Below are 20064 nucleotides of genomic sequence, written 5' to 3'. Positions count from 1 at the left end.
TTCAGCCTCCTCGATGCGATGGGACGGGCGGGCCAGGCAGCTCTCAGGCGGTCAGCTGCTTGGGTGCGCCGCCGGACACGGCGATCTTGCGGGGCTTGGTGTGTGCGGCCAGGGGGATGCGCAGGGTGAGGACGCCGTTGTCGTAGGCGGCCTCGCCGGCAGCCGTGTCCAGGGTCATCTGAACCGCACGGCATGACCGTGGGTCCCGACGGCGCTCTCTGGACGGCCCTCGAGACGGGAGGAGTCGCGCGGTTGGCGTGAACAGATGCTCGCGGTGCACGCCATGGCAGGTGATGGACGGAGGGAAGCGGTACACGTTCACCGGTGCCAGGCCGTAGTCGCGTCCGGCATCCATGCACACGCCGTCGCCGATCTTGTCCCCGCATACGTCGAGCGGGTTCGTAAGGGTGAGCCCGTAGGTGGTTCCGGCCCCATAGGCGGCGATCGCTGCCGCGATCCCGATCACAGCCCAGCGGGCGGGCCGCAAGGGCTTCCCCGATCTGGCTGGAGCCCGGTGACAAACACCAAAGATCGCCACTCACTGTACTTCGACCAGCCGCGTCGGCGCCGACCTCGCGGCGGGTCCGGAATCGACCAGGCCAAACGCGTCAGGCCGTCCCGACCACTGTCCATCCCCAGCAGGCTCGGCACTCCCTGAACCCTGTAGCCGACGTGGAAGCACCGTCAGGTCAACGGCCTGATGCGCACTGGCCGGGCGAAGTCCTGTCAGGAGCCCTCCGAACGGGATCGGGTGGTTCGCCGGCGGTGCTGGTCAGCCAGTCCCGGTGCAGGATCGGCAGGGTGTGCTCCACGTCCCGGACGGTGGTGGCCGGCAGCCTTATCTCGAAGCGTGTGCCTGGGCGGCGGTCGGAACGGTCCTGCACGGTGATCCGGCCTCGGTGCAGGGCGACCTGCTGGGCGACCAGTGTCAGGCCGAGGCCGGAGCCCGGGCTGTCCGGGCCCCGGCGGAAGCGCTGGAAGACCTCCTCACGGCGTTCGGGAGGAATGCCGGGACCGTGGTCGTCCACGACGAGCACCGCAGTCGGCTGATGCGCATCGACCGACAGGCGCAGCGTCACCTCGATACGGGCGACGCCGTCGTCGGCGCGGCCGTGGGTCCAGGCGTTGGTCAGCAGGTTGTCCACCACGGAGCGCAGCCCCTGCTCCCAGCCGTGGACCTGCACCCCTGTGGCGGCGCGCACGGACACGTCAGCATCGGGGTGCGCGCGCCGCAGGTCGGAGACCGACGCGTCCACCACCTCCGCGAAGTCCAGGGACGTGAACGCGTCCGCCTCGATCAGGTCGCCCTGTGCGAGTGACTTCAGCATCACCAACAGCCCGAGCAGACGGGCGTGCTCGCGCCCGAGGTCCTCGAGCACCTCCTCCCGGTCCTCGGGGCCGAGGTCGGGGTGGTCGGTGAGGACGTCGAGGTTGGTGCGCATGCTCATCAGCGGGGTGCGCAGCTCGTGGGACGCGGTTGCGGCGAATGCGCGGGCGGTGGCCAGCGCCTCACCGGTGCGGGCGACCTGCTCGTCGTAGCGGGCGAGCACGGTCTGCAGCGTGTACGCCAGGTCGTCAACCTCGACGACCCGACTCGGGGTGTGCTCCAGGCGCGCGGTGCTGCTCCTGGGGTCGAGGCCGCTGGTACGCCGCTGCAGCCGCCGTAGTGGAAGAACCGCCCGGGCCGCGATGGCCCAGGCGGTGGCTCCGGACACTGGCGCGGCCACCAGCGCCCCGGTCAGCACGCGTCGGCGAACCAGCGCCAGTTCGTCCTCGGCGGTGTCCGGCGACAGCAGCCAGAGATTCGGAGTGGTGCCCTCCTTCGCCGCGCCGACGCGCAGCGACATCACCAGCCAGTCCTTGCCGCCGGAGGCCACGGTGACCGGGCTCGGGGCACTGCGGGGCAGTGTGGGGGACGGGTCGGGCTGCGGGCCTGCCGAGATCGTGTCGGCGGGACCGGTCAGCCGGACTCCCACGTCCCGCGCGGAGTTGACCAGCCGCCGTCGCCGGACCTGCTCCAGGATCGGGTGGTCGGTGCCGGCGACGTCCAGGTATGCCTTGGCGTTCTTGGCGACGACCGTTGCGCGGGCACGCAGTTGGTCGTCCCGGTGTGCGCGCAGGTCGCCGGTGACCAGGTGCAGCAGCAGCCAGCCGGAGGCAAGGACGAGCAGGGGGACGCTCGCGCCGACCGCGAGCGCGATGCGGGTGGACAGTCTCACGGCGCGCCCCCGGTGTTCCGGTCCTCGCCGTCCGCGCGCAGGACGAAGCCGACCCCGCGCACGGTGTGCACCATCCGGGGCCGGCCGCCTGCCTCCAGCTTGCGCCGCAGATAGCTGACGAAGGTGTCGACGGCGTCACTGCGGACCTGGAAGTCGTATCCCCAGACCCAGTCCAGCAGTTGCTCACGGGTGAGCACGATGCCCGCGTTGCGGGCCAGGATCTCCAGCAGCGCGAACTCGCGCCGGGTCAGTTGCAGTGGCCGGTCGTCCAGAACGGCCTGGTGGGCGGCCGGGTCGAGGACGAGGCCGCCGACGCGGAGGGGGGCGGTGGCGGCCGGCGGGCGGCGGCGCAGCAGGGCGTGCAGCCGCAGGACCAACTCCTGGAGTGCGAACGGCTTGACCAGGTAGTCGTCCCCGCCCGCCTGTAGGCCCGCCACCCGGTCGGCCGTCTCGTCCAGCGCGGAGAGCATCAGCACGGGTACGTCGTCGCCGTCGTCGCGCAGGGCCCGGCACACGTCGATGCCGCTGAGATCGGGCATGCTGACGTCCAGGACGACGATGTCGGGGCGGCCGACGCGGGCCTCCGCCAGACCGGTGTGACCGCCGTCCGCGACCGTCACCGTGAATCCGCTCAGCCTCAGCCCCCGTGCCAGTGACCGCCGTATCGCCGCGTCGTCGTCGACCACCAGCACCCGCCCGGCCTTGCCTGCCATGCACACCTCGATTTCACCGCGTCGAACGAGCTTGCCCGGAGGAGACCGATCAAAGCACGGGCAGGCTCTGCCCGAGACCGCAGGAGCGCCTCGTCCGGTACTGCGACGGCGTGCATCCCATGATGCGGCGGAAGCTCCGCGAGAAGTGCTCGGAACCGGAGAATCCGCAGCGCCGTCCTATGCGGGCGATGGTGTCGTCGCCGGTCTCGAGATACTTGCGGGCCAGGTCGATCCGGAGTTCGGTGAGATAGCGGTACGGGGTGAATCCGGTGGTGGCCTTGAAACAGCGTACGAAGTGGAAACGGCTGAAGGAGACCAGGGACGCCAGGTCGCCGACCGAGACCGGTTGTTCGAGGTTGGCCCGCATATAGGACAGAATCGTCTCGAGCTGCCCTGAGCTCAGCAGACCGGCTGTCCTGCCCGAACCGGACGAGTGCGGCGCGAGCAGGTGGGCGGCGATGAACTGCGCCGCCGACTGCGCGTACAGGTCGTCAGCGCCGACCTCGCTCGCGGCCGCCACCGCCTTCACCATGGCCGCGAGGAGCGGGTCGAACCGCGTCACCGGGTGCGGATCCCACAGATATGGGACGCGCGACCGCAGGTCCTCCTCGGTGATGAACCGGCGCAGCGTGTCGACCGGGAGGGTGAGGGTGGCGATCGTCACGGGCTCGTCACCGGTCGGTGCCACGACCAGCGTCCGGCTCAGCCCCGGGGGAATGATGCACACGTCGTCGGGAAGTGGGAACGCCTCTTTCCCTGTCCGTGTGCCGTGACCTTCGCGAATTTCCAGAAGCCCGCTCAGATGGGCATTCAGTTTGATTCCTGAAGACGACGGCAGATGGAACGTGTGGACGCCCTTCTTGAACGTTTGCTTCCACACGTGCAGGGAGTTCCATGCTTTGTTCCCCACCCCGCTGGTTACCTCCAACGCCCGGTTTCCTCTCGTCCGGTTCCACGGCTCTCGATGCAGGTGCCGTGTATAGAGTGCAGGGGAATCAGAGGCTGCCGCAAGGCGACTGGTCCGGATTAATTGGCCTGAGCACGGAATAATTCGGCGGGAGGCAATCTGATATTGACCGGGGCGGATTCCTGCTGCCACGCTCCCAGCATGATTCGCACTCGTCAATTGCTGACACTTACAGCCGGCTTGGCGGCGATGGTGTTCGCCGCTCAGAGCGGAATGAGCGCGGCGACAGCCCACGCCACCGCCCCCACCGTGAAGCCGGCCGCGGCCACGGCAGCGGCCAAACCGAACATCGTCTTCGTACTCACCGACGACATGTCCACAAACCTGCTCCAGTACATGCCCGAGGTGCAGAAGCTCCAGTCACAGGGCACGTCGTTCAGCGACTTCGTGGTCAGCAACTCGCTCTGCTGCCCGTCCCGTTCGTCCATCTTCACCGGTGAGTACCCGCACAACACCGGCGTCCTCAGCAACACGGCAGGGTCCAACGGCGGCTTCAAGGCCTTCCACGACAACGGCCTGGAGAAGGACACCTTCGCCGCCGCCCTGAAGGCCAAGGGCTACCGCACCGCGATGATGGGCAAGTACCTCAACGGTTACGACCCCAAGTCCACGGTCGACGGCCAGCAGCCGTACGTGCCGCAGGGCTGGAGCCAGTGGGACGTCGTCGGCAACGGCTACCCGGAGTACAACTACAAGCTCGCCCACAACCACAAGATGGAACCCCACGGCGACAAGAACAAGGACTATCTGACCGACGTCCTGAGCGAGAAGGGTCAGTCGTTCATCAAGAAGTCCGCGGCGGCGAACAAGCCGTTCATGCTGGAGGTCGCCCTCTTCACACCGCACGGTCCGTCCACGCCGGCCCGCCGGGACAAGAAGGACTTCCCCGGCCTGAAGGCGCCGCAGGGCCCCGCCTTCGACAAGCTCCCGACCAACGCGCCGCCGTGGCTGGCCCGGCAGAACCCGTTGACCCAGAGCGAGAAGACCGCGATCGACAAGAAGTTCCGCAAGCGCGCACAGTCGCTCCAGGCGGTCGACAAGATGCTCGGCAAGCTGCGCCAGAGCCTGACCAGCGCCCACGTCGCCGACAACACCTACGTCGTCTTCAGCTCCGACAACGGCTTCCACCTCGGTGAGTACCGGCTCAAGGCGGGCAAGCAGACGGCCTTCGACACCGATGTCCGGGTGCCGCTGGTGATCGCAGGACCCGGTGTCGCGGCCGGACGGACGAGCCACGCCCAGGTGTCGAACATCGACTTCGCGCCCACCTTCGAGAAGATCGGCGGCGCCGCGGTGTCGTCCAAGGTGGACGGGCACAGCATGCTCCCCCTCCTGGACGGCGGCTCGGACGCGGGCTGGCGCACGGCCAACCTGATCGAGCACCGCCACGCCAAGCCGGCTCATGGCGACCCGGACAACGACGGCACCGAGAGCGTCAGCCCGCCGAACTACCACGCCATGCGCACCAACTCCTACACCTACGTCGAGTACGACAGCGGCGCGAAGGAGTACTACGACCTGAGCACCGACCCCGACGAGCTGCACAACATCGCCGGACAGCTGAGCCAGGCCCGCCTGGCGAAGCTGCACGCCGCGCTGACCGGGCTGAAGAACTGCCACGGCGACGGCTGCTGGAGCGCCGGACACCCGTAGCAGGGCTTCCCACGGGTGCCCTGGCCGCCCGCCGCGGCCAGGGCACCGCGTGGGCGGGCGTCCGCGCGCGCCCGTTTCCCCAGCGTGTTCCGTCACACACAGCACTGGAGAGAGGAATTTCCGCATGTTCTCGTCCGACGCCCACCCGCCCACCCGCCGCAGAGCGCTCGCCTCGATGGCGGGTGCCCTAGCCGGATCGGCGATCGTCTCCGCCGCCCCGCGCGCCTTCGCCGACTCCGACGGCGCCGACCCGGCCGCCGAGGCCGCGCGAGGGGGGCTGCCGCTCACGGTCGTCAACAGCAGCGGCAAGTTCGCCAACGGCAAGGTCCACCTGTACGTCGTGGGCAGCAAGGGAGACCGGCAGGTACGGCTCACCCGGCGGGGCACCCTGGCCCCCGTCAAGCTCTCCGACAACCACGCGGGCGGCTTCGCCGACTACTCCATCCCGCTGACCGCCCACGGCGCGACCAAGCTGCGACTGCCGCAGATGTCCGGACGTATCTACGTGGCCCTCGGCCACAAGCTGAAGTTCAAGGCCGTCAGGGGCGCCGACGGCAAGATCGGTCTTCAGCAGCCGGCCGGCTGGGTGGAGTCCGACCCCAACTTCTCCGTGCTGCACGACTTCGTGGAGTTCACCCACGACGCGTCCGGCATGCACTGCAACACCACCATGGTGGACATGTTCAGCGTTCCGATGATGATCGGGCTGAACGGAGCGAAGAACCACAGCACCGGCCGGCTGCCCGCCGGCGGCCGCGTGAAGGTCTTCAACGCCCTGAGGAACCACCCGGACTTCAAGCACCTCGTCATAGCCGACCGGCGCGTCATCGCCCCGAGCCACGGCCTCGACGCCGGCCGGTTCCCCCAGCACTACTTCGACGACTACATCGACAAGGTCTGGCACACCTACCAGAACAAGAACCTCGTCGTCAGGACGAACGCGGGCACATTCACCGGCCGGGTCAGGAACCAGCAGCTCACCTTCAGCGGCCCCGCGCAGGTCTCCTTCGCCAAGCCCTCCACCCGTGACGTGCTCTTCTGCGACGGAGCGCTCGCCGCCCCCAACGACGGGATCACCGGCCCCGTCGCCGCCGCCCTGGGCGCCGCGTTCAACCGCTCGACGCTGCTGAGCCACAGCAAGCAGCCCACCACCCGCGCGGCCACCTTCTACGACACCGCCGTCACCAACCACTACGCCAAGGCCATCCACGCCGCGACCAGCAACGGCAAGGCCTACGGCTTCGCCTTCGACGACGTCGCCGACTGGGCCTCCTACATCGAGGACCCCAGCCCCCAGCACATGCACCTGACGCTGACCCCGTTCTGAGACACCCGCTCTTGCGTGCAGCAAGCGACCACCGAGGGAGTACCAGGTGAAGAGATTACGTGAGTTGCTTCTCGCGGCCGTGCTGTGTCTCATGCCGGGCGTCGCGTCCGCCGGAGCCGCGCATGCCGCCGTGGCCGACGATTCCCGCACCGTGCCCGCCGCTACCACCGTCGCCGCACCCGAGGCGAGTGCGGCCGTCGGCGCCCACACGGTGACGTTCGTCAACCGGTCCGGGAAGAAGCTGTGGATCGGCAGCACCGTCAACAAGGACGAGCCCGACGGAGATTCGAAGGACCTGAAGTCGCTGCCCGTGCTCAAGCCCGGGCAGTCGGCGACCGTGACCATCCCGGAGGACAAGGCCCCCCACCACTGGCGCGGCAAGTTCTTCGCCCGCCAGGGATGTTCGGGCAAGTCGGGAAGCACGTTCCACTGCGCCATCGGCGACTGCGGAGTATTCGCCCAGCGCTGCGAGACGGGCGAACAGCCGGTCAGCCTCGCCGAGTTCAACTTCGACAAGAAGGACACGAAGGCGCCCTGGTACGACGTCAGCTACGTCAACGCCTTCTCACTCCCCATCACCATCGCGCCCAAGGGAGCCGAGAAGGTCACTAAGAACGGCTCGTGCTCGCAGCAGGGCTGCCGGAAGAACCTGCTGCGCTACTGCCCGAAGGCCGACCGGCAGCACAACTCCGCCGGGAAGACCGTGCTGTGCGTGAACCCGAACCGGGATGCCACCTCCGCCTACAGCGATGCCATCAAGAAGCACTGCCCCAAGGCCTACGCCTGGTCCAAGCAGGACCAGGAGACCGGCAACAAGACGATGCGGCAGTGCGCCAAGTGCAAGGGCTTCGTCGTGACGTTCTGGTGATCCCATGACCCCATGACCCCCTGCTCCACGAGTCGGCCGCCCCGCGCATACTCCCGCGGGGCGGCCGGCTCATATTCGGCTCGGACGCGTCGGCTCAGGCACGTCGGTTCAAAGGCATGGGTTCAGAACTTCGCGCCGAAGTCCTGCGTCCAATACGGGCCACCCGCCGAGCCGGACGCCTTCACGTAGCCGACGCCTATGTGCTTGAGCTAGCAGTTGAGGATGTTCGCCCGGTGGCCCGGCGACTTCATCCACGCCTTGACCACACCGGCGGCGGTGGCCTGACCGGCCGCGACGTTCTCCGCTAGTGAGCTCCAGCCGGTGTAGCCGGCTGCCTTGACCCGGTCCACCATGGTGCTGCCGTTGGAGCCGGTGTGCCCGACGTAGTGGTTTTGCGCCATGTCCGCCGTGTGGCGCTGCGCGGCCACGTGCAGGGCGGGCCTGATTTGAAGTGCCGAGCAACCGGCCTTCTTGCGTTCGGCGTTGGTCAGCTTAACCACTGCCTTCTGCATCGCGGCGGCACTGGGGGCCCCGGACGTGGAGACGGGCGCGGCGGAGGCGGGCGCGGTCAGCAGCGCGGCGGACGCGACCGTGCCCACAAGTGCCGTCGCCAAGTGCCGGGTGAACAGACAAGAGTTCTCCCCAATCAAGACAGGAATCGAGAGCGGTAACTCCAAGCTATCCGGCGACGTTTCCGGTACAGCGCACCTAAATTGCTTCAAGACCGGCCGCTATGGCTCTCCGTCACCAGCGCAGGATCTAGTCCTCGGCGCGCACCGCGTTGTGCGCGAACTCCCAGAAGTCCAGGTGTCCGATGGCCAGGTTCACATGCACATCGTTGACCAGCGTGGGCGACAGTCGGAACTCGCAGCCGAGTTCCTCGTCGCCCTCTTCCAGCTCCTCGGGTCTGGTGGAGACCGCGAGGAGGCTGTGGTCGCCGGTCATCGTGGCGGCGTCGGCCAGGAACACCACTTCGAGTCCCGGGTCGGCGGCCACGGCGGAGAGGGCCATCTCGTCCGGGCTCGCTCCCGCATAGGCACGGTCGTCCACCAGATGGTGGCGGACTTCGAACTCGCCGTCGGACTGATCGAGGAGCTCCACGACCGCTCGCCACGCCTCGTCGTCCGAGTAGTCCGTGCGTATGACCAGGGCTTCGGTCTCGAAGTCGTGTCCTGCACGGTTGATGACCGGTCGCATGAATCCCCTCCAGAAGAACGCCGGCGCCCGATCGCGAGGATGGCGACAGCTACTCCGGATTATATGCGCGCCTGTTCCGCACGCGCTTGTCGCGCTCGAACTCCCCGAGCAACAACTGCGAGCAACAACTGCCGTTCCCGAAGCAATTTCTGAGCCCTTTCTCCGGGCGGCGGCAGGTAGCTTCGTATCCGGGTTCCGATGGGCAACCCGCCTTTACTCCAAGGAGTTTCCCGTATGCGAAGGCTACGTGCCGTCTACGCCGTGCTCACCGCCGCATTGATAGCGATCTCCGCGGCCAATCTGAGCACCAACACGGCGTCCGCCGCAGAGCAAAGCGGTGGATTCGTCGTCAGCAAGGCTCAGTACAACAAGATGTTCCCGCACCACAAGAAGCTCTACACCTACGAGGGCCTGGTCAAGGCGATGAAGGCATTCCCGGCCTTCGCGCACACCGGCGACGCCAAGACCAAGAAGCGTGAGGCCGCGGCCTTCCTCGCGAACGTCAGCCACGAGACCAGCGGGCTGATCTACATCAACGAGCAGAACAAGGCCAACTGGCCGACCTACTGCCAGCAAGAGCCCTACGGCTGCCCGGCCGGCCAGTCCGCGTACCACGGCCGCGGCCCGCTCCAGATCAGCTGGAACTACAACTACAAGGCGGCCGGCGACGCGGTCCACATCGACCTGCTGAACCACCCGAACCTCGCGGCGACGAACCCCGTCGTGACCTGGAAGCTCGCGCTCTGGTACTGGATGACCCAGTCCGGCCCCGGCACCATGACGCCCCACCACGCGATGGTCAAGAGCGGTGGCTTCGGCGAGACCATCCGCAGCATCAACGGCGCCATCGAGTGCAACGGCGGCAACCCGGCCGAGATGAAGGACCGGGTCGCCAAGTACAAGAAGTTCACCAAGATGCTCCACGTCGGCGCCGGCGCGCACCTCAGCTGCTGAGGGAGGCGTCATGCGGAAGGTACGCGTCCTTGCCCTGCCGTTCCTGCTCTCGGCCGTGCTCGTGGCCGGCAGCCAGAGCGCCACGCCCACTGCGTTCGCGGCCGACGGCCATTCCGTTGCCGCCACCTCCGCGGCGAAGAAGAAGGGCATCAGCGCCTGGAAGTTCGACGGCGTCACCAAGGCGCTCGCCGACTCGAACTCCGGCTGGTTCTACACCTGGTCGTCGGGCAAGGGAGGAATCAAGCCGCCGCGCGGTGTCGAGTTCGTGCCCATGATCCATGACGCGGGCTCGGTGACGAACAAGGAGCTCGGCCTGGCCAAGAAGCAGGGCAAGAACCTGCTCGGCTTCAACGAGCCCGACAGGTCGGATCAGGCCCACATGACCGTGAAGCAGGCACTCGACCTGTGGCCCCGGCTCCAGTCGACCGGTCTGCGGCTCGGCGCCCCCGCCGTGGCCACCGGCGGCGATGTCGCCGGCGGCTGGCTGGACCGGTTCATGAAGGGCGCCGCCGCCCGCCACTACCAGGTCGACTTCATCCCCCTGCACTGGTACGGCGCGGACTTCGACGCCCAGCGCGCGACGGGGCAGTTGCGCAGCTATCTCGAGGCCGTGCACGAGCGCTACAAGAAGCCGATCTGGCTCACCGAATACGCCCTGATCGACTTCTCGTCCGGCACCCCGCGCTATCCGTCCAAGGCGCAACAGGCCGCATTCGTGAAGAAGTCGACGGCCATGCTCCAGCACCTGGACTACGTCCGGCGCTACGCGTGGTTCACCCTCTCCACCGACCACGGCGACGGCACCGGCCTTTACCACGGTGCGACGGCCAACCGGGTGGGCGTCGCCTATCGCTCCGCGGGCTGAACACAAGATCAATCAGTCAAAATCACGAGAAACGAGGGAAAGAACATGAGCAAGCGGACCCTGCACGCCTCCATCGCGGCCGGTGCGGCCGTACTGACCGCGATGGTCGCCCTGGCTCCGGCGAGTTCCGCCGCGACCGCTTCCGCGCAGGCTCAGAGGCCGAAGTGCTGGGCGACGCACTACGGCCCGATACCCGCCGGCAGCACCACCGCCAACGGCGACATCTTCGACAACAGCAAGAACACCGCGGCGACTTCGCTCACCCGCAATCCCCAGCTGCCCTTCGGTACGAGGGTGCGGGTCACCAACGTGGCGAACGGCAAGTCCCTGGTCGTGCGCATCAACGACCGCGGCACGTTCAAGCACACGAAGGCGGAGCCCAAGTGCCTGGACCTGACCGACGGCGCCTTCAGGCGGCTCGGCGGGAGCCTCAACCCCGACGCCGGTCACATCGTCGTCCGGCAGAAGGTGCTGAAGTGACCCTCTGAGAGAGACGGGGTGACCGGCGGCCGGAGCGGCTGACGTCTCCGTGTCACGGTATGAGCGCCCGGGTTGCCTCCCGCAGCCCGGGCGCTTCGTGATCCGGGTGCCGCCGGAGCAGAGCGAGGGCGCCGAGGGCGGTGCCGGTATCGCCGAGTCCGGCCGGAATCACTCGGGGCACCCCGTACGAGCAGCGCGCGACATGCGTGTCGAGCATGTGCTCGATCGGTGCCATCAGGGCTCGACCGGCGTCGACCAGCTCGCCGCCGATGACGATCACGTCGGGTCCGACGGCATGGCTCACATCGGCCAGCACCCTGCCGACATGCGTGCCCACCCGTTCCAGAACCGCGTGCGCGGCCGCGTCGCCGGACTCCAGCGCGCTCACCAGTTCCGGCAGGTCCGCTGCCGCGGTTCCCGCGGTGCGGCAGGCGTCGAGTACGGCCCCGATCGACGCCACTGTCTCCAGGCATCCGATCGCACCGCACTCGCAGGGCGCGCCGCCCGGGTCCACGGTGATGTGGCCGAACATCCCGGAGCGGCCGTGGGCGCCGCGGTGCAGTGTGCCGGCCATCACGAGTCCGCCGCCGACGCCGTGCGACAACCGCAGGTACAGCACGTTCTGTTCACCCGCGGCGGCACCCCAGATCGTCTCGGCCAGGGTGGCCAGCCGGGTGTTGTTGTCGATCAGTGCCGGTGCGCCGAAGCGTTCGCGCACGCGTGCCGCCACGATGTCGTGCCGAGGCGCCCACAGCGGGCCCTGCCCCGGCGTGCCGACCGGTCCGACCACCCCGACGCCGATGCCGTTCAGGGCGCCCGGTCGCAGCGTCCCGTGCGTCAGCTTGTCCGCCAGTCGCCACGCAAGGTCGATGCGGGTCTGCCACGGGGTGTCGGGGTCGTGCGGTTCGCCGGTGGTGCCGACGATCTCGTGCGCCGCGTTCATCGCGGCCACCCGCACCGCCCGTCGCGCGAACTCGATGCCGAGCAGCCGGCCGGCACCGGGGTTCACGGTCAGTACCTCCGCCGGGCGGCCCCGCTTGCGCCGGGCCGCCTCCGGAACCGAGGCGAGGACGCTGCCGTTGTCCATCAGCGCCCCGACGGCGTTGTAGAGCGTGGTGCGGGACAGGCCGCTCAGGATCCGTAAGTCTCCCCGAGTGAGCGGACCGTGCTCGCGCAGCAGGCTCAGTACCAGGGCCTCGTGCGCGCTGGAGGCCCGTCTCGTCGTCTCAGTCAGCATGGCGGAAGGCGCCCCCCTCTTTGAGCACAACTGTTGCGTGAGGGGACGGAGATCAGTCGTCCGTCCCCCGTGGCGCAAGAAGCTAGAGGGCGTCTTTGTGGGAATTCTGTGGAGCCACTCAGAGGGAGGACACCTGGGCGTATGCGGTGTTGCCGCGCGCCGGAGGGGGCTGACGCCGCCCGGGTCAGGGTTGAGGCGTGACGTGCACCTGCACGGTCAGCGTGCCGCTGTTGTCCTGGGAGCAGGCACCGGAGGCGTCGTTCATGCCCAGTTGCAGGCGGGCGTCGCCGGTCGCCCGGAAAGTCAGCTTCCGCCCGACGATGTGCATCGGGAAGTCCTGCTCGCCCACGAGTCGGGCCAGCAAGGAGCCGAACGGAGCCCCGACTTTGACCTTGCAGGCCTTCGTTCCCTCCGGCAGCTGGTTGGTTTTCGGGTCGTAACCGGCCGGCCCGGTCATGGGCAGCTTTCGGGAGTTGGCCGTCCATTCTCCGGACACGAACTGGACGGTAATCCGGTCGCCCTGATGGACGGACACGCCGGTGACCGGCTGCCAACCGGCCGTCGACTCGACGACCTGACGGGCCGTCCCCGTTTTCGGAGCGTTCGGAGTTTTCGGATCATCCTTGAGCGACAGCGTTCCGGTGAGGAAGAGACCGCCCGCAAGGCCCGTCGCCAGTATGGCCGTTCCGGCCAGCCCCCATCGCAGCCGCTTCGGCCACGCCGAGCGGGATGCCTGCGGCTGCGGCTGTGGGAGTTCGAGCGGCGTGGTGTGGCGCCCCGGCGGCACGGTCTCCGCGGCCGGGACGCGCCATTTGGGGTTGGCGGCCATCGTGTTCGCGTCGGCCATCGGGGCCGCAGGCCGGTGCGCGAGTACGGTCGCCGGCGGCAGGAACTCGACGTCCGGCTCGCCGGCCACGACGGCTCGCAGCGCGGAACGCACGGCTGCCGTCGAAGGACGCTCGCCCGGGGACTTGCGCAGCAGCGCTTCGACGACCGGGCGCAGCGGACCGAGCCGCTCCGACAGGCTGGGTTCCTCGTACGCCACGGCGTGCATCGTCGCGGGTGCTCCCGGCCTGCGGAAGGGGGACTCGCCGCAGCACACCGTGGCGAGTGTGGCGCCCAGTGACCACAGGTCGGAGGCCGGTCCTACCTCTGTTTCCATCACGCGCTCCGGCGCCATGAACTCTACGGAGCCGACCACTTGACCGGTGCTCGTCAGGAACTCGCCGTCGTCCAGGGCCGCGATGCCGAAGTCAGTGAGGACGGCGCTGCCGTCACGGCGCAGCAGCACGTTGGCGGGCTTGATGTCCCGGTGCAGAGTCCCGACCGCGTGGACGGCGTCCAGCGCGTCGATCAGTTGCAGGCCGACGGCGGCGGTCTGCTGCGGTGTGAGCGGTCCGGTCTCGGCTGTCCGATTCGCCAGTGAGGACCCTTCGACGAGTTCCATGACGATCCACAGCCGGTCCTCGGACTCGACCAGGTCGTGGACTCCCACCACATGGGGATGCGGCACCCGGGCGACCGCGCGGGCCTCGCGGATGGCACGCCGTACCCGTACGCGGTGGTCCTCGTCGCCGTCGGTGAGGACGTGCAGTTCCTTGGCGGCGACCGGCCGGTCCAGCAGTTGGTCGTGGGCGCGCCAGACCGTGCCCATGCCGCCTCTGCCGAGGACGTCGTGAAGCAGATACCGTCCGGCGATCACCCGTTCCGAACGCGTGGTCACCTGGTCACCATCTCCGGATATCACGCGCTCTCACGTTTCCTTTGGGAGCGGTGTCCGCCGGAGCGCTCCAGCCGCCCGCGGAGCAATCCGCGCGCTTGTCCGCCGAGGTTGATGCTGGGATCTGCCGGTTGCGACGCCGGCCTGCCCGGTGGGGCGCCCGCTGTATCTCCCCGAACTCGCGGGCCGCGGACCTGAGACGGCGCCGACGCGGTCCACGGCCCACCGGGTGTTGCTCCGCAACGGCCTGGTCCTCACCCAGGAGGCCGATCTTGTCTTAGCTGGAATGGGAGCTTCCTTTGCTGGGTTCGTCCGGGCCAAGCGCTACGTGCGGATGGTGTGACACGGCCGGCGTCCCGCCGCTCGATCCCGAATTGCGGTTACTGGTTCGATCCACTCGGCACTCGTTTGCCCTGCCGTGAGCCTTTGCCAGACGCTAGAACCATGAGGAGAGCGGCAGCAAGGTTCGAAGGGGAGGATTAAATGCCCTGTCGCGCGGATTAATTCGAGGATCGCCGGGCCGAGCTCCGCCCCGAACATCACCGCGGCCCGGTTCCATGCCTTCGGCTCGAGTCGGCCGGCGCACCACGCGGTGGCGCAGGTGGACGACTCTCGATCCGAAGGTGGGGGTCTCGACGAGTTCGAGATCCACCCGGCGCTCGCGCCGGGGAAAGAAGGAACGAGATGCCACCGCCGACCAGCACCGGGTAGACCCTCAGGGCTTCGTCAAAGTTGCGCCTTGCGCTCTTTGTTCGCGTCTCTCTCGGGAGGTCGGGCTCCTGCTGCTTCTCGGATGAGAAGAGCCCATGGATGAACACCACTCCGAGGCTGGCAGCGCCTGCACTCACTGGGCCTCCATACATTCCACACAACGTCCCATGTGTGGCCGATTGTTGCGTAGGTGGGGCCGCTCGACGCGGTAGTACGCGGAGACGTTCAATCGTTAGCTCCCGGCGGCAATCCGGACAGCAAGTGGCGGGCCAGACCGATGTGGAGAACGTGTCTGGCCCGCCGGGTGGGGGTTCGAGCGGTGCTGTCACCCGTTGCTGCGCCAGGAGCGCAGCCGGTCGGCGATATCGTAGACAGTGAGCCGTAGTGCACGGATGTCGGTGATCAGGTCCCGCCACTGTTCGTATGGGGCATCCACGGTCTCTCCGGACGCCTCGCTGTAGGCCACCGCGACGCCGTAGGCGTAGAACTCGTTGCGCGCCGGCAGCGGTCGCAGCAGCACAACCTGTTCCATGAGTGCCGCCGCTCGCCAGTAGGCGTCGGGCGAACCCTCGCCCAGGGCCGGGGTGTTCACCCGATGACGGGCGACAGCGGCGACCAGGGCGGAGTAGTCCTGTACCGCGAGGTCCTTGCCGAGGAGTTCTTCCTGTCCGTCGAGGAGCCAGCGGATGTCGATGTGCAGTTCCAAGGTCAGGCCGCCCGGCGGGGGGCCCGGGCGGGAAGCCCGCCGAAGTCACGGTCGAATGCCTCGGCGATGCCCGGGCGCCGAATGGCGGCGCGGAAGGCGTCCGTGGCCGTGGACAGTTTGGCCTGGTTCTCCTCCTCGACAGCCAGTTCCGCGAGGTAGGCGCGGACACTCATGCCGCGAGCGGTGGCGAGGGCCGCGAAGCCACTTCAAAATCGGCGCATGATCGGCAAGCAGCTCACCACCGCCGAGGCCCGCCACCGCCTGGCCCGGCGGATCTTCTTCGGACAGCGCGGCGAACTGCGCCAGCACTACCGCAAGGGCATGGAGGACCAGCCCTTTTTCCGCCCCGCGCAGGCCGGCCGTCGACCGCTGCGCCAAGCGTCGGCCGATGAGAACGCCAGCGAGGCGAAGCGGAGCGTTGCCCAGGGCAGAACAGTTCACGTTTCGTAGCGGCCATGGTGCGCGCGTGAGAGGGCGGCGGCGCCCTGGCAGGCGAGGGTGGCGGCATCGTCTGCGTACTGGGGGATGTCGTCGGGCCATTTCGAGGTCGGCTGGAGGATCAGCAGCGAGACGGCACCGTGCAGGCACGCGCAGATGGCCCGGGTCAGCGCCGTCACATCGCCGTGGAGCACGCCGGCGTCGGCGCATCGCTGCACCGTTTCCCGCAGGAATCGGAAGCAGGCGTCGGCGACCTGCTCAGTGGCGGCTGTCGCGGGTCCGGTCGCGACCAGGCGGTAGCGCAGGGGATGGTCGAGCCCGAACCTGATGTAGGCGACACTGCGCTGGTGGAGTTCGGCGAACGGGTCGGTGGTCTGGGCGCTGATGCTCAGCATCCGTCGGCCGAGCTCGTCCCAGACCCCGAGGCACACGGTGTGCAGCAGTTCCAGTCGGTTGTCGAAGTGCAGATACACCGAGGGGGTGCTGACCCCGACAGCCTGTGCCACCGCACGGATGGTCACGCCGTCCTCGCCGGCGTCGTCGAGCAGCGTGCCGGCCGCTTCGATGAGCTCGTCCCTCAGCCGGCCGCCGTGGCCTCGCTTGGCGCGGCTGCGCCGACGGCCTTCGGTTGTGCTGGCGCGGCCGTCGGCCGTGGTCTGGCCGGGTCCCTTAGTCATGGCGCCTCCGGAGGGCGACGAGTTGAGTGACGCGGACGCAGAGCCGGTCCTTGTCATCCCTGATGTCGATTTCCACGGCGACCGTTGACTTGCCGACGTGCAGCGGGCGGGAGCTCGCGAAGGCGCCGGTGCCGTGTACGGGCCGCAGGAAGTGGGTGGTGGATTCCATGGTCGCGGGGACGCTGTCGGCGGTCCCGTTCAGCGTGGCGCACACGGCGCCGGCTACATCGGCCAGCCCCATCAGTGCCCCGCCGTGCATCGCGGCGCCGACGGTGGACTGCTCGGGCGTGTAGGCGAGTTGCGCGGTGACAGCGTCGGCGTTGAGGGATCCGAAGCGTATCCCGAGCGTCCTGGCGAACGGCGCCAAGCTGTAGACGTCTTGCGCGGTGATGGTCATCGCGGCCCCTCAGGTTGTCGCCGTTAAGTTAACAGTGACATGTTATGTGGACGTCACGGTTCGCGTCCACGCCTATGGTGCGAGGCTGCAGGGCTGTGCAGCCTTCCGGTGCCGATCGGAGGCGTACTGAGAGACGCCGAGCTGTCACTCGGATGAGACAACTTCAAGTGTCTGGAGAACCATCTCCTTTCGGCTGGAACACTGGCTCACCCGGAAGCGCGCTGGGCGGTGGCAGCTGGTCACGGGCCTGCGCCAGCATCGGTTCAACCGGCGGTTGCAGCACCATGCACCCGGTCTACGGCACCACGGCCGGGACCGCGAGTCGTGCCGGCGATCTCGACGCCACACCCATCGAAGGAACCGCCGCCCATGCTCACCGTGGGCCGCGTCGCCCACCAGACCGGGCTCACTCCCAAGGCCATACGCCTCTACGAAGCCCACGGACTCATCGACCCGCCTGCCCGCACCGCCTTACGCGCCCACCCTGCACCAACTGGACGCCTGCGGACGGTCTCTACGACATGTGCCATGTGGTACCGCACACGCGGGCGACTCCCATAAGGCGTCGCCCTTCCTGCCCTCAGTCCCCTCCCACGCACACGAAGCCGAGGGACAGGAAAGATCCGGACCATACGCGGACCAACCGAGACGCAAAGGCCACCGCTTACACCCTGCAGTTCAGGGGCTCGTAAGCGCTGAACCACCAGCAGACGAAGAATCTGCTGGGCCGAACGCGTACCACGCGCAGGCGCAACGCCTTGTCCGTGCCCGCAGAGCCAAACGGCAAAGCCGGGTCGACCTCTCGATCAGGTCGCCTACCGCGCAACGGCCCTGAGCCGACCGGCCCCAAGATGTCCGAGTTCAACGGAGCGTAGTCAGCACCAAGTCAGCACAGGAGGGGTGAACACGGGTGATGACGTGGGCTTTTAGTCAGCACCCAACCAGCACGGGAGTCGGCACCGCGCCGGCAAATCACCCCGAACTACCCGTCCCGGACGAGACTCGTTTCGACCACCTTCGAGTCCCGGAACCGCCCTTCCGTGAGCGGGCATGGTGGCCGCACGCATAGCCAACCCCCGAACTATGGTGCCCCACCACATGTGCCCCTGACCTGCATCTTCCTACCGTGTGCCGACACGTACCCGTCCCCACCGCACACGAGGAAGTGGCGCACATGGCATCCGAAGCATCATCCGCTCCCCCAACCCCCGCCAGCCTCCCCCGTATCGTCGCCGCCAGCCTCATCGGCACCACCATCGAGTGGTACGACTTCTTTCTCTACGGCTCCGCCGCCGCGCTGGTGTTCAACAAGCTGTTCTTCCCGGACTCCGACCCGCTCGTCGGAACGCTGCTGTCGTTCCTGACGTATGCCGTCGGGTTCGCGGCCCGCCCGCTGGGCGCGCTCGTGTTCGGGCACTACGGTGACCGGCTTGGGCGGAAGAAGCTGCTGGTGCTGAGCCTGGTGCTGATGGGCGGAGCGACGTTCGCCATCGGGCTGTTGCCCACGCACGCCACCGTCGGGGCCGCCGCGCCCGTCCTGCTGACCACCCTTCGGCTCGTCCAGGGGTTCGCGCTCGGCGGTGAGTGGGGCGGTGCCGTCCTGTTGGTGTCGGAGCACGGGGACGCGCGGCGGCGCGGTTTCTGGGCCTCGTGGCCGCAGACCGGCGCACCGGCGGGGCAGTTGCTCGCCACCGGTGTGCTCTCGCTGCTGACCGCCGTGCTCTCCGACGACGCCTTCGGGACCTGGGGCTGGCGGATTCCGTTCCTGCTCTCCGGTGTGCTCGTGCTCATCGGTCTGTGGATACGGCTGTCCGTCGACGAATCACCCGTGTTCAAGGAGGCGTTGGCGCGGGCCGAGTCCCGGCGTGCGGAGGAGGCGGAGAAGCTGCCGCTGGTCTCCGTGCTGCGGCACCACTGGCGGGACGTGCTGGTGGCCATGGGCGCCCGCATGGCCGAGAACATCAGCTACTACGTCATCACCGCCTTCATCCTCGTCTACGCCACCACCTCGGCCGGCGTCTCCAAGCAGACAGCGCTCAACGCCGTGCTCATCGGCTCCGCCGTGCACTTCGCCGTCATCCCGGCCTGGGGCGCACTGTCCGACCGGGTCGGGCGGCGGCCCGTGTACCTGCTCGGCGCGGCCGGCGTCGGCCTGTGGATGTTCCCGTTCTTCTCGCTCGTGGACACCGGGTCGTTCGGCTACCTGGTCCTGGCCGTGACCGTCGGGCTGGTGCTGCACGGCGCGATGTACGCGCCCCAGGCCGCCTTCTTCGCCGAGATGTTCGCAACGAGGATGCGGTACTCGGGTGCGTCCATCGGCGCCCAGTTCGCCTCCGTGGCGGCCGGCGCGCCGGCCCCGCTCATCGCCACCGCGCTGCTCGACGACTACGGCAGCTCCACTCCGATCGCCCTGTATGTGATCGCCGCCGCTGTCCTGACGCTGATCGCCGTGGGCGTGGCCCGGGAGACGCGGCACCGGGATCTCGCCCATGTCGAGGCCGAGGGCGGCGAGTCCACCGCTACCGGCCAGGCCGCACAGGCGCACACGGCCTGACCCGGCACAACTCCGCCCCACCGCACGCAACTCCACCCGGCCGGCGCGGTTCCGCCCGGCCGGCGCGGCTCCGCCCGACCAGTACGGGTCCACCCAACCGGCACGGTTCCGTTCGGCCGGTGCGGTTCCGTTCGGCCGGCGCGACTCCATCCGACCGACGCGGCTCCGTTCGGCCGGCGCGACTCCACCCGACCGACGCGGCTCCGCCCGACCGGTACGGATGCGCCCAACCGGCGCGCGCGGCTCCATTCGGCCAGCGCGTGTCCGCCCGTCCGGCGCGGCTCCGCCCGACCAGTACGGATCCGCCCAACCGGCGCGGTCGCCACCGCCGTGGCCCTGCGCGACGCACATCCGCTGCCCAGCCCCGTACGGCGCGCCCGT

21 protein-coding genes and 2 pseudogenes are annotated in these 20064 nt (G+C 68.6%); 10 read left to right on the top strand and 13 right to left on the bottom strand.

The genetic code is table 11. The annotated features are described in order from the left end of the window. Nucleotides 1-43: 43 nt before the first annotated feature. Nucleotides 44-178, bottom strand: coding sequence for an Hsp20/alpha crystallin family protein (locus tag ACZ418_RS22090; protein ID WP_468365363.1), 135 nt, complete (start codon nt 176-178; stop codon nt 44-46). Between ACZ418_RS22090 and ACZ418_RS22085 the strand changes: the two are divergent. Continuing rightward, a pseudogene (locus tag ACZ418_RS22085) lies at nt 163-261 on the top strand (virginiamycin B lyase); the annotation flags it as partial. The gene ACZ418_RS22090 and the pseudogene ACZ418_RS22085 overlap by 16 nt on opposite strands. Before the next feature lie 428 nt (nt 262-689). Here the strand turns inward: ACZ418_RS22085 and ACZ418_RS22080 are convergent. The 3 genes from ACZ418_RS22080 to ACZ418_RS22070 are packed head-to-tail and all read right to left on the bottom strand — an operon-like array spanning nt 690 to nt 4031. Further along, on the bottom strand, nt 690-2219 hold the full coding sequence (locus tag ACZ418_RS22080; RefSeq protein ID WP_468365361.1) for a sensor histidine kinase: 1530 nt from the start codon (nt 2217-2219) through the stop codon (nt 690-692). After that, on the bottom strand, nt 2216-2932 hold the full coding sequence (locus ACZ418_RS22075) for a response regulator transcription factor (RefSeq protein WP_468365359.1): 717 nt from the start codon (nt 2930-2932) through the stop codon (nt 2216-2218). Before ACZ418_RS22075 ends, ACZ418_RS22080 begins: the two co-directional genes overlap by 4 nt. A gap of 49 nt (nt 2933-2981) precedes the next feature. Continuing rightward, on the bottom strand, nt 2982-4031 hold the full coding sequence (locus ACZ418_RS22070) for a helix-turn-helix domain-containing protein (RefSeq protein WP_468365357.1): 1050 nt from the start codon (nt 4029-4031) through the stop codon (nt 2982-2984). Nucleotides 4032-4040: 9 nt separating this feature from the next. Here ACZ418_RS22070 and ACZ418_RS22065 point away from each other — a divergent pair, with 9 nt between their 5' ends. The 3 genes from ACZ418_RS22065 to ACZ418_RS22055 all read left to right on the top strand — a co-directional run bounded on the left by ACZ418_RS22065 (nt 4041) and on the right by ACZ418_RS22055 (nt 7747). Further along, nucleotides 4041-5552, top strand: a complete 1512-nt coding sequence (locus tag ACZ418_RS22065; protein ID WP_468365354.1) for a sulfatase family protein — start codon at nt 4041-4043, stop codon at nt 5550-5552. Between the two features lie 124 nt (nt 5553-5676). Next, nucleotides 5677-6879, top strand: coding sequence for a beta-1,3-glucanase family protein (locus ACZ418_RS22060; RefSeq protein ID WP_468365351.1), 1203 nt, complete (start codon nt 5677-5679; stop codon nt 6877-6879). 46 nt (nt 6880-6925) lie between these two features. Continuing rightward, entirely contained in the window at nt 6926-7747 is an 822-nt protein-coding gene (locus tag ACZ418_RS22055) for a thaumatin family protein (protein WP_468365349.1), read from the top strand. 209 nt (nt 7748-7956) lie between these two features. Here ACZ418_RS22055 and ACZ418_RS22050 read toward each other — a convergent pair whose 3' ends face one another. Both ACZ418_RS22050 and ACZ418_RS22045 read right to left on the bottom strand, forming a co-directional pair. Next, the gene (locus ACZ418_RS22050) at nt 7957-8361 is read right to left on the bottom strand and encodes a CAP domain-containing protein (protein WP_468365347.1); all 405 of its coding nucleotides are present in this window, start codon (nt 8359-8361) and stop codon (nt 7957-7959) included. Between the two features lie 145 nt (nt 8362-8506). Continuing rightward, complete coding sequence (locus ACZ418_RS22045; protein WP_468365344.1) at nt 8507-8944, bottom strand: DUF6924 domain-containing protein; 438 nt, start codon at nt 8942-8944, stop codon at nt 8507-8509. Between the two features lie 234 nt (nt 8945-9178). On the opposite strand from ACZ418_RS22045, the gene ACZ418_RS22040 reads away from it, so the two are divergent. The 3 genes from ACZ418_RS22040 to ACZ418_RS22030 are packed head-to-tail and all read left to right on the top strand — an operon-like array spanning nt 9179 to nt 11243. Beyond that, a complete protein-coding gene (locus ACZ418_RS22040) occupies nt 9179-9898 on the top strand; it encodes a chitinase (protein ID WP_468365342.1) in 720 nt (239 codons plus the stop codon). A 10-nt stretch (nt 9899-9908) separates the two neighbouring features. Continuing rightward, complete coding sequence (locus ACZ418_RS22035) at nt 9909-10763, top strand: glycoside hydrolase family protein (RefSeq protein ID WP_468365339.1); 855 nt, start codon at nt 9909-9911, stop codon at nt 10761-10763. A gap of 45 nt (nt 10764-10808) precedes the next feature. Then, complete coding sequence (locus tag ACZ418_RS22030; RefSeq protein WP_450987658.1) at nt 10809-11243, top strand: septal ring lytic transglycosylase RlpA family protein; 435 nt, start codon at nt 10809-10811, stop codon at nt 11241-11243. Nucleotides 11244-11295: 52 nt separating this feature from the next. On the opposite strand, the gene ACZ418_RS22025 is transcribed toward ACZ418_RS22030, so the two are convergent. The 5 genes and pseudogenes from ACZ418_RS22025 to ACZ418_RS22005 form a co-directional block, all read right to left on the bottom strand. After that, entirely contained in the window at nt 11296-12480 is a 1185-nt protein-coding gene (locus tag ACZ418_RS22025) for an ROK family transcriptional regulator (RefSeq protein ID WP_468365335.1), read from the bottom strand. A 184-nt stretch (nt 12481-12664) separates the two neighbouring features. After that, complete coding sequence (locus ACZ418_RS22020) at nt 12665-14203, bottom strand: serine/threonine-protein kinase (RefSeq protein WP_468365333.1); 1539 nt, start codon at nt 14201-14203, stop codon at nt 12665-12667. 577 nt (nt 14204-14780) lie between these two features. Further along, a pseudogene (locus tag ACZ418_RS22015) lies at nt 14781-14916 on the bottom strand (dihydrofolate reductase family protein); the annotation flags it as partial. Nucleotides 14917-15236: 320 nt separating this feature from the next. Continuing rightward, nucleotides 15237-15617, bottom strand: coding sequence for a toxin Doc (locus tag ACZ418_RS22010; RefSeq protein WP_468365332.1), 381 nt, complete (start codon nt 15615-15617; stop codon nt 15237-15239). 2 nt (nt 15618-15619) lie between these two features. Beyond that, complete coding sequence (locus tag ACZ418_RS22005) at nt 15620-15790, bottom strand: antitoxin MazE7 (protein ID WP_468365329.1); 171 nt, start codon at nt 15788-15790, stop codon at nt 15620-15622. A gap of 46 nt (nt 15791-15836) precedes the next feature. Here ACZ418_RS22005 and ACZ418_RS22000 point away from each other — a divergent pair, with 46 nt between their 5' ends. After that, nucleotides 15837-16067 carry a Tn3 family transposase gene (locus ACZ418_RS22000; protein WP_468365327.1) on the top strand — a complete coding sequence of 77 codons (231 nt, stop codon included), beginning with the start codon at nt 15837-15839 and terminating at the stop codon, nt 16065-16067. Here ACZ418_RS22000 and ACZ418_RS21995 read toward each other — a convergent pair. Together ACZ418_RS21995 and ACZ418_RS21990 are read right to left on the bottom strand one after the other, a co-directional pair. Further along, nucleotides 16055-16732 carry a TetR/AcrR family transcriptional regulator gene (locus tag ACZ418_RS21995; protein ID WP_361233922.1) on the bottom strand — a complete coding sequence of 226 codons (678 nt, stop codon included), beginning with the start codon at nt 16730-16732 and terminating at the stop codon, nt 16055-16057. The two genes, ACZ418_RS22000 and ACZ418_RS21995, sit on opposite strands and share 13 nt — an antisense overlap. Beyond that, complete coding sequence (locus ACZ418_RS21990) at nt 16725-17129, bottom strand: PaaI family thioesterase (RefSeq protein ID WP_468365324.1); 405 nt, start codon at nt 17127-17129, stop codon at nt 16725-16727. Before ACZ418_RS21990 ends, ACZ418_RS21995 begins: the two co-directional genes overlap by 8 nt. Nucleotides 17130-17498: 369 nt before the next feature. Here ACZ418_RS21990 and ACZ418_RS21985 point away from each other — a divergent pair, with 369 nt between their 5' ends. Next, nucleotides 17499-17690 (top strand): MerR family DNA-binding transcriptional regulator, encoded by a 192-nt coding sequence (locus ACZ418_RS21985; RefSeq protein WP_468365321.1) that lies wholly within the window; start codon nt 17499-17501, stop codon nt 17688-17690. A 613-nt stretch (nt 17691-18303) separates the two neighbouring features. After that, nucleotides 18304-19683 carry an MFS transporter gene (locus tag ACZ418_RS21980; RefSeq protein ID WP_468365319.1) on the top strand — a complete coding sequence of 460 codons (1380 nt, stop codon included), beginning with the start codon at nt 18304-18306 and terminating at the stop codon, nt 19681-19683. Nucleotides 19684-20064 lie beyond the last annotated feature (381 nt).

Source organism: Streptomyces sp. NPDC030820 (assembly GCF_055572075.1).
Note: the sequence above shows the minus strand (reverse complement) of the source record. Positions and strands in the feature narration are given on the sequence as shown.